The organism is Corallococcus sp. CA054B (assembly GCF_003611625.1).
Taxonomy (GTDB): Bacteria; Myxococcota; Myxococcia; order Myxococcales; family Myxococcaceae; genus Corallococcus; species Corallococcus coralloides.
This window is the reverse complement of sequence record NZ_RAVY01000419.1, coordinates 1-738: the sequence shown is the minus strand read 5'-3', so window position 1 is coordinate 738 and position 738 is coordinate 1. Positions and strand designations below refer to the sequence as shown.

The 738-nt window shown below is 70.6% G+C and carries 1 protein-coding gene; it reads left to right on the top strand.

Annotation, left to right across the window (positions count from 1 at the left end; all coding sequences use genetic code 11):
* Positions 1–23 precede the first annotated feature (23 nt).
* The coding region (locus D7V80_RS41120) for an IS66 family transposase (RefSeq protein ID WP_233586107.1) at positions 24–738 on the top strand (715 nt) is incomplete at its 3' end.

Genomic DNA, 738 nt, shown 5'->3' with positions numbered 1-738 from the left:
TGGTGTGGGCCGACGAGACACCCGTGCGCGTGCTGGACGTGAAGAAGACGCGCCAAGGCTACCTTTGGACTTTCCTCACCCAGACGGCGCAAGGTGAGTGGCTCTTGGGCTACCGCTTCAGCCTGGGGCGGGCCAGCACGACGCCGAAGGAAGTCCTGGGCGGCACCCAGGGCGCCCTCGTGGTGGATGCGTACACCGGCTACAACGCGGTGACGCTGCCGGAGGGGAGAAGCCGCGTCGGGTGTTGGGCCCACGTGCGCCGCCGCTTCTTCGACGCGCTCCCCACCGCGCCCGAATCCCGCGAGGCCCTGGACTTCATCCTCGCCCTCTACCGCGTGGAGGCACAGGCTCGGGACGCGGGCCGTGTGCGCACGGACGCGCACCGCGAGCTGCGTCAGCAGCAGAGCCTCCCCGTCCTCACGGCGCTGCGCGCGTGGATGGAAGCGCAGACTCCGCGCCACCTGCCCAAGGGCCCCATGGGCCAGGCCCTCTCCTACGCCCTGAAGCAATGGGACGCCCTGACGCGATTCGTCTCCGACGCGCGCCTGCCCCTGGACAACAACCGCTCCGAGGCGGCGCTGCGCAAGGCCGCCCTGGGCCGGAAGAATTTCCTCTTCGTCGGCCACGAGGCCGCTGGGGAGAACCTCGCCGGCCTCTACGCGCTGGTCGCCACCTGCGAGGCCAACGGCGTCAATCCCGAGACGTACCTCGCGGACGTGCTGCTGCGCGTCCAGTCGC